The sequence below is a fragment of the Rhizobacter sp. P2_H2 genome, assembly GCF_056403375.1.
Map to the genome: position 1 here is coordinate 1 of NZ_JBFUFP010000219.1, position 6,662 is coordinate 6,662.

Consider the following 6,662-nt stretch of genomic DNA (forward strand, 5'->3'; position numbering starts at 1 on the left):
ATGTAGGCCGCATCGGGGCACAGCAGGATGCTTTGCGCGAGCTCGTCGTGCTCGGCCTGGCTGAAGAGGTCCATCGCGACCCAGTCGGGCGGCGTGCTGCCGTCGGCCAGCACCAGGATCTCGCTCGGCCCGGCGATCATGTCGATGCCCACCTTGCCGAACACGCGCCGCTTGGCGCTCGCGACGTAGGCGTTGCCCGGGCCGGTGATCTTGTCGACGGCCGGCACGGTGGCGGTGCCGTACGCCAGCGCGGCCACGGCCTGCGCGCCACCGAGCGTGAACGCGCGGTCGACGCCGGCGATCGCGGCGGCAGCCAGCACCATCGCGTTGCGCTCGCCCTTCGGGGTCGGTACCACCATCACGATCTCGCCGACACCCGCCACCTTCGCCGGCACCGCGTTCATCAGCACGCTGGACGGGTAGGCCGCCTTGCCGCCCGGCACGTAGATGCCGACGCGGTCGAGCGGCGTGACCTTCTGGCCGAGCAGCGTGCCGTCTTCGTCGCGGTAGCTCCACGAGCGGCCGCAGGCGTCGAGCTGGCGCTCGTGGTAGCTGCGCACGCGCTGCGCCGCCGCTTCGAGCGCTGTGCGCTGTGCCGGCGTGATCGCCTGCAGCGCGGCCTGCAGCTCGTCGCGCGTGATCTCGAGCGACGCGACCGAGGCAGCCGTCAGCCCGTCGAAGCGCTGCGTGTACTCCAGCACCGCCGCATCGCCGCGCGCCTGCACGTCGGCCAGGATGGCGGCGACGCGCTCCTCGATCGCATGATCCGTTTCCGCCGACCAATGCAGCACCCGCTGGAAATCGGCCTCGAAGCCGGCGGCGGTGGTGGTGAGCTGGCGGATCTTCACGCTCATGGTCGGGACTCTATGGCAGTGGAAAATGCATCGATGATGCGGCGCAAGGGCTCGCGCTTGAGCTTCAGCGCCGCCTGGTTCACGACCAGGCGCGACGAGATCTGCATGATCTCCTCGACCTCGACCAGGTGGTTGGCCTTCAGCGTGCTGCCGGTGGACACCAGGTCGACGATCGCGTCGGCCAAGCCGGTCAGCGGCGCGAGCTCCATCGAGCCGTACAGCTTGATCAGGTCGACGTGCACGCCCTTCTCGGCGAAATGGTCGCGCGCGACGCCGACGTACTTGGTGGCGACGCGGATGCGCGAGCCCTGCTTCACGGCCGCGGCGTAGTCGAAATCGGCCCGCACCGCGACGCTCATGCGGCACTTCGCGATGCGCAGGTCGAGCGGCTGGTACAGGCCCTGGCCACCGTGCTCCAGCAGGATGTCCTTGCCGGCCACGCCGAGGTCGGCGCCGCCGTACTGCACGTAGGTCGGCACGTCGGTCGCGCGCACCAGCACCACCCGCACCTCGGGCTGGTTGGTGCCGAGGATCAGCTTGCGCGACTTCTCCGGGTCTTCGGTGACCTCGATGCCGGCCGCCTTCAGCAGCGGCAGCGTCTCGTCGAAGATGCGTCCCTTGGACAGTGCCAGCGTCAGCATCACTTGACTCTTTCGATGTCGGCGCCGATGCCGCGCAGCTTGGCTTCCATCTGGTCGTAGCCGCGGTCCAGGTGGTAGATGCGGTCGACCACCGTCTCGCCGTCGGCCACCAGGCCGGCGATCACGAGGCTGGCGGAGGCACGCAGGTCGGTCGCCATCACGGTGGCACCGGACAGGCGCTCGACGCCGTTCATCACCGCCGTATGGCCGTCGACCTCGATCTTCGCGCCCAGCCGCACCAGCTCGTTGACGTGCATGAAGCGGTTCTCGAAGATCGTCTCGGTGACCTTGGCCGGCCCTTCGGCGATGCAGTTCAGCGCCATGAACTGCGCCTGCATGTCGGTCGGGAAGGCCGGGTACTCGCTGGTGCGGAAGCTCACCGCGCGCGGGCGCTTCGCGTTCTTCACGCGGATCCAGTCGGCGCCGGATTCGATCGTGACGCCGGCCTCGCGCAGCTTGTCGATCACCGCGTCGAGGTGGTCGGCACGGGCGCGGCGCAGCACGACATCGCCGCCGGTGGCGGCCACCGCGCACAGGAAGGTGCCGGTCTCGATGCGGTCGGGGACGATGCGGTGTTGCACGCCCCCCAGCCGCTCGACGCCCTGGATGCGGATCCTGCTGCCGCCGTGGCCTTCGATCTTCGCGCCCATCGCGATCAGCATCTCGGCGAGGTCGCGGATCTCCGGCTCCTGGGCGGCGTTCTCGAGCACCGTCTCGCCCTCGGCCAGCGTGGCGGCCATCAGCAGGTTCTCGGTGCCGGTCACGGTGACCATGTCGGTCGTGATGCGGGCCCCACGCAGGCGTTTCGTCTTCGCGATGATGTAGCCGTGCTCGACGACGATGTCGGCGCCCATCGCCTGCAGGCCCTTGATGTGCTGGTCGACCGGGCGCGAGCCGATCGCGCAGCCGCCGGGCAGCGAGACGGTGGCCTCGCCGAAGCGCGCCAGCAGCGGGCCCAGCACCAGGATCGATGCGCGCATCGTCTTGACCAGGTCGTAGGGGGCTTCGGGCGAGGTGACGGCCGAGGCGTTCAGCGCGACGGTGTCGGGGGCGGATTCGCTGCGCTCGGCGCTGACGCCCATGTTGCGCAGCAGCTTCAGCGTGGTGCTCACGTCCTGCAGGCGCGGCACGTTGGTCAGCGTGACCGGCTCGGCGGTGAGCAGCGCGGCGCACAGCTCGGGCAGCGCGGCGTTCTTGGCCCCGGAGATCGTGACTTCGCCGTTCAGTTGGCGGCCACCGCGGATGAGGAGTTTGTCCATGGCTTGGATCGCCCAGGCCCGACACGGCTGAATGACCTGCACCCGCAGGCCCGCCAGCCGCAGCGGACACTGCGGCTGGGTTCAGTGGTGGTGGTGGGCCGAGGCGGGCTCGGCAGCGTGGGCCCACTCGGCGGRCGTGAGGGTCTTCATCGACAGCGCGTGGATTTGCTCGCGCATTCTATCGCCGAGGGCCTGGTAGACGCGCTGGTGGCGCGCGACGCGGCTGGCACCCTCGAACTCCGCCGAAACGATGGTGGCGAAGAAGTGGCGACCGTCGCCCTCGACCTGCAAGTGCTCGCAGGCGAGCCCTTGCGCGATGAAGCGCTGGACGTCGTCGGGTGTAGGGTCGGCCATAAGGACCGCGATTATCACCCAGGCCGGTAGCCCGGATGCCAACCCGGGTTGTTCAGTGGCGAATCTTGTAGCCGATGCGCAAGAGGTGCAGGCACAGCCCGCAGACGACGGCCAGGCTGCCCGCCACCACTGCCAGGCTGGTCCACGGCGACACGTCGCTGACGCCGAAGAAACCGTGCCGGAAGCCGTCGATCATGTAGAAGAACGGATTCAGGTGGCTCACCTTCAGCCACAGCGGCGGCAGCGAGTGCACCGAGTAGAAGACCCCCGACAGGAAGGTCATCGGCATCACGATGAAGTTCTGGAACGCGGCGATCTGGTCGAACTTCTCGGCCCACAGGCCGGCCACCAGCCCCAGCGCACCCATCATCGCGGCCCCGGCGATCGCGAACACCAGGATCCACAGCGGCTGCGCGACCGTCAGCGGCGCGAACCACAGCGTGACCAGCAGCACGCCCAGCCCGACCACCAGCCCGCGCACGATGGCCGCACCCACGTAGGCCAGGRACCAGGCCCAGTGGCTGAGCGGCGTGACCAGCAGGAACACCAGGTTGCCGGTGATCTTGCTCTGGATCAGCGACGAGCTGCTGTTGGCGAACGCGTTCTGCAGCACGCTCATCATCACGAGGCCGGGGATCAGGAACGCGGTGTAGCCGACGGTGCCGTAGACCTTGACGTGGTCTTCGAGCGCGTGGCCGAAGATCAGCAGGTACAGCACCGCAGTGAGCACCGGCGCGGCGACGGTCTGGAAGCTGACCTTCCAGAAACGCAGCACCTCCTTGTAGAGCAGCGTGCGCGTGCCCGACAGCAATCCAGGCGTGGCGCTCATGATTTCACCTCCGCCGGCCCGTTCATGATGTCGAGGAACACGTCCTCCAGGTCGGCGCGGCCGATCTCCAGGTCTTCCGGCTGGCAGCCGGCGGCGCGCAGCACGCCCAGCACCGTCTCGACCTCGTGCGCGTCATGCGCCTTGATCTGCACGATGCGCCCGGTCACGCGCGACTGCGCGGCCAGCGAGGCCGGCAGCGGCGCATCCATCTTGAAGCGCAGCATCGTGCTCGCGGTGCCGGCCAGCAGCGCCGACGTGCGGTCCAGCGCCACCACGCGGCCCTGCTTCAGCATCGCGATGCGGTTGCACAGCGCCTCGGCCTCTTCGAGGTAGTGGGTGGTCAGCAGCACCGTGTGGCCTTCCTTGTTGAGGCGCGCGATGAAGTGMCACAGCGTCTGGCGCAGCTCGACGTCGACRCCGGCGGTSGGCTCGTCGAGCACGATCACCGGCGGGCGGTGCACCAGCGCCTGCGCGACCAGCACGCGGCGCTTCATGCCGCCCGACAGCTGGCGCATGTTGGCGTTCGCCTTGTCGGCAAGACCGAGGTTGTGCAGCAGCTCGTCGATCCAGGCGTCGTTGCCGCGCACGCCGAAGTAGCCGCTCTGGATCACCAGCGCCTCGCGCACCGTGAAGAACGGGTCGAAGACCAGCTCCTGCGGCACGATGCCCAGGCTGCGGCGCGCGGCGGCATAGTCGGTGACGACATCATGGCCATGCACCAGCACCCGCCCGCTGGACGCCTGCGACAGGCCGGCGAGGATGCTGATCAGCGTGGTCTTGCCGGCGCCGTTGGGCCCGAGCAGCCCGAAGAACTCGCCGGGCTCGATGTCCATGCTGACTTCGGACAAGGCTCGCACTTCGTTGTGCGAGCTCTTGGAGCGGTAGGTCTTGCTGACCTGCTGGAACGAGATGGCTGCCATGTTCTTCCGGAAGAGGCGGCGATTGTAGGCAGCGGCCGTCATTCCTGCTGGCACGGGCAAATACCGGCCGGTGGGCGCGGGACTTGGTGCTAGATTGCCCGCGCCAGGGACCTGCCACCCACCAGAACGACAACGCCGATGGCCACCGCCTCGAAAGACCCGAAGCCGCCGCGCCGCACGGCCGAGCGCATCCTCGAGGTCGCACTCGACCTGTTCAACCGCTTCGGCGAACCGAACGTCTCGACGACGCTGATCTCGGCCGAGCTGAAGATCAGTCCCGGGAACCTGTACTACCACTACCCGGCGAAGGACGAGCTGATCAACACGCTGTTCGGCCGCTACGAGCAATCGCTGCTCACGCTGCTGCGCGCGGCCGACGACGTGCGCCACGTCGAGGACGCGTGGCTGTTCTTCCACATGCTGTTCGAGCTGATCTGGCAGTACCGCTTCCTGTACCGCGACCTGAACGACCTGCTGTCGAAGAACCGCCGGCTGGAAACGCAGTTCCAGAAGATCCTCGACGAGAAGTCGCGCGCGGTGCGTGCGGTGCTCGACGGCCTGGCGCGCGGTGGTGCCATCGCGAAGTCCGGCCGGTCCGGCCTCGACGCCCGCGAGACCGAGCCGGTCGCGACCGCGATGGTGGTCGTGCTGACCTACTGGCTGAGCTACGAGTACGTGCGCGACCCGCGCCATGCGCTCGAGCCCGAGAGCGCCGGTGCCGCGTTGCTGCGCGGCGCCTTCCATGTGCTGAGCCTGCTGACGCCTTACCTCGACGCCGCCGCGCGCGAGCACCTGCTCGCGCTGGTCGGCAATTACCAGAATGCGCTGCCCAAGCGCTGACCCCAGGAGACAACCATGGCCAAGTGGACCGCTTTCCCGTACGACGCCGCCGAGTACAGCTTGGACGCCGCGAGCCTGAAGAAGAAGTGGGCGCGGCTGCATGCCGGCGATGCCGAGCCGCTGCCGAAGGACGACAAGGTGCTGGCCGCGTGGGCGCTGTTCCACGCCGGCGAGTTCCAGAAGGCGACTGRGGCCGGGCTGAAGGCGGGCGGCGCCGGCATCACGGTCGCGAACAAGGCGCAGGCGATCTACGCGAACTACCTGGAGACGAACGAGAAGACCAAGCTCGCGCTGTTCCAGGAGGTCGCCGAGCGCGCCGAGGCGCAGGCCGCCGAGGACCCGAAGAACGCGAACGCCTGGTACCTGTCGGCCTATGCGCTGGGCCGCTACAGCCAGGGCATCAGCGTCGCGAAGGCGCTGGCCCAGGGGCTGGGCAGCAAGGTCAAGGGCGCGCTGGAGACGGCGATCAAGCTGCAGCCCAAGCATGCCGATGCGCACATCGGCCTCGGCACCTTCCACGCCGAGGTGATCGACAAGGTGGGCTCGCTGCTCGGCCGCACGCAGGGGGCCAGCAAGGAGGCGGGCCTGGCAGCCTTCAAGACCGCGCTGAAGCTGAACCCGGATTCGGCGATCGCGATGGTGGAGTACGCGAACGGCCTGGTGATGCTCGAGGGCGACAAGAAGATGAAGGAGGCCGAGCAGCTGTATGCCGACGCGGCCGCGTTCAATCCGGCAGATGCGATGGAGCGGCTGGACGTGGAGATGGCGAAGGCGGAGCTGGAGGAGTAGCGCCCGCATCGGCGGAACGCTGCAGGCGCCGCCGCAATCCTTCGAGGTCGATCACCCGCAGCCCGCCGTATTCGATGCGGATCAGCCCCTCGGCCTGCAGCGCATGCAGCGCCTCGTTGACCCGCTGCCGCGACAACCCCACCAGGTAGCCCAACTCCTGCTGCGTGATCCGCAGC

9 protein-coding genes are annotated in these 6,662 nt (G+C 68.5%); 2 read left to right on the plus strand and 7 right to left on the minus strand.

The window, feature by feature from the left end; genetic code table 11:
* From hisD to AC1D15_RS13715, 6 genes are all read right to left on the minus strand, one after another.
* A partial coding sequence (hisD, locus tag AC1D15_RS13690) for a histidinol dehydrogenase (RefSeq protein ID WP_477826409.1) occupies positions 1 to 854 on the minus strand: 854 nt, incomplete at its 3' end.
* The gene (gene hisG, locus AC1D15_RS13695) at positions 851 to 1,495 is read right to left on the minus strand and encodes an ATP phosphoribosyltransferase (RefSeq protein ID WP_047506435.1); all 645 of its coding nucleotides are present in this window, start codon (positions 1,493 to 1,495) and stop codon (positions 851 to 853) included. The genes hisG and hisD, both read right to left, overlap by 4 nt.
* The gene (gene murA / locus AC1D15_RS13700; RefSeq protein ID WP_477826410.1) at positions 1,495 to 2,754 is read right to left on the minus strand and encodes a UDP-N-acetylglucosamine 1-carboxyvinyltransferase; all 1,260 of its coding nucleotides are present in this window, start codon (positions 2,752 to 2,754) and stop codon (positions 1,495 to 1,497) included. The genes hisG and murA overlap by 1 nt, the downstream gene beginning before the upstream one ends.
* Before the next feature lie 81 nt (positions 2,755 to 2,835).
* Positions 2,836 to 3,108: a BolA family protein gene (locus AC1D15_RS13705; RefSeq protein ID WP_477826411.1), complete on the minus strand. Its 273-nt coding sequence runs from the start codon at positions 3,106 to 3,108 to the stop codon at positions 2,836 to 2,838.
* A 52-nt stretch (positions 3,109 to 3,160) separates the two neighbouring features.
* Positions 3,161 to 3,937, minus strand: coding sequence for an ABC transporter permease (locus AC1D15_RS13710; RefSeq protein WP_477826412.1), 777 nt, complete (start codon positions 3,935 to 3,937; stop codon positions 3,161 to 3,163).
* Positions 3,934 to 4,857, minus strand: coding sequence for an ABC transporter ATP-binding protein (locus AC1D15_RS13715; protein WP_477826413.1), 924 nt, complete (start codon positions 4,855 to 4,857; stop codon positions 3,934 to 3,936). Before AC1D15_RS13715 ends, AC1D15_RS13710 begins: the two co-directional genes overlap by 4 nt.
* A 138-nt stretch (positions 4,858 to 4,995) precedes the next feature.
* Here AC1D15_RS13715 and AC1D15_RS13720 point away from each other — a divergent pair, with 138 nt between their 5' ends.
* Both AC1D15_RS13720 and AC1D15_RS13725 read left to right on the plus strand, forming a co-directional pair.
* On the plus strand, positions 4,996 to 5,697 hold the full coding sequence (locus AC1D15_RS13720) for a TetR/AcrR family transcriptional regulator (RefSeq protein WP_465114842.1): 702 nt from the start codon (positions 4,996 to 4,998) through the stop codon (positions 5,695 to 5,697).
* Between the two features lie 15 nt (positions 5,698 to 5,712).
* A complete protein-coding gene (locus AC1D15_RS13725; RefSeq protein WP_477826414.1) occupies positions 5,713 to 6,486 on the plus strand; it encodes a tetratricopeptide repeat protein in 774 nt (257 codons plus the stop codon).
* Here AC1D15_RS13725 and AC1D15_RS13730 read toward each other — a convergent pair.
* On the minus strand, positions 6,422 to 6,662 hold a 241-nt coding region (locus AC1D15_RS13730), incomplete at its 5' end, for a helix-turn-helix domain-containing protein (RefSeq protein WP_477826415.1). The genes AC1D15_RS13725 and AC1D15_RS13730 overlap by 65 nt on opposite strands.

What these genes read in the sequence shown, in the direction of transcription:
- hisG (WP_047506435.1), bottom strand. Translation starts at nt 1,495, where the DNA reads ATGCTGACGCTGGCACTGTCCAAGGGACGCATCTTCGACGAGACGCTG.
- murA (WP_477826410.1), bottom strand. Translation starts at nt 2,754, where the DNA reads ATGGACAAACTCCTCATCCGCGGTGGCCGCCAACTGAACGGCGAAGTC.
- AC1D15_RS13720 (WP_465114842.1), top strand. Translation starts at nt 4,996, where the DNA reads ATGGCCACCGCCTCGAAAGACCCGAAGCCGCCGCGCCGCACGGCCGAG.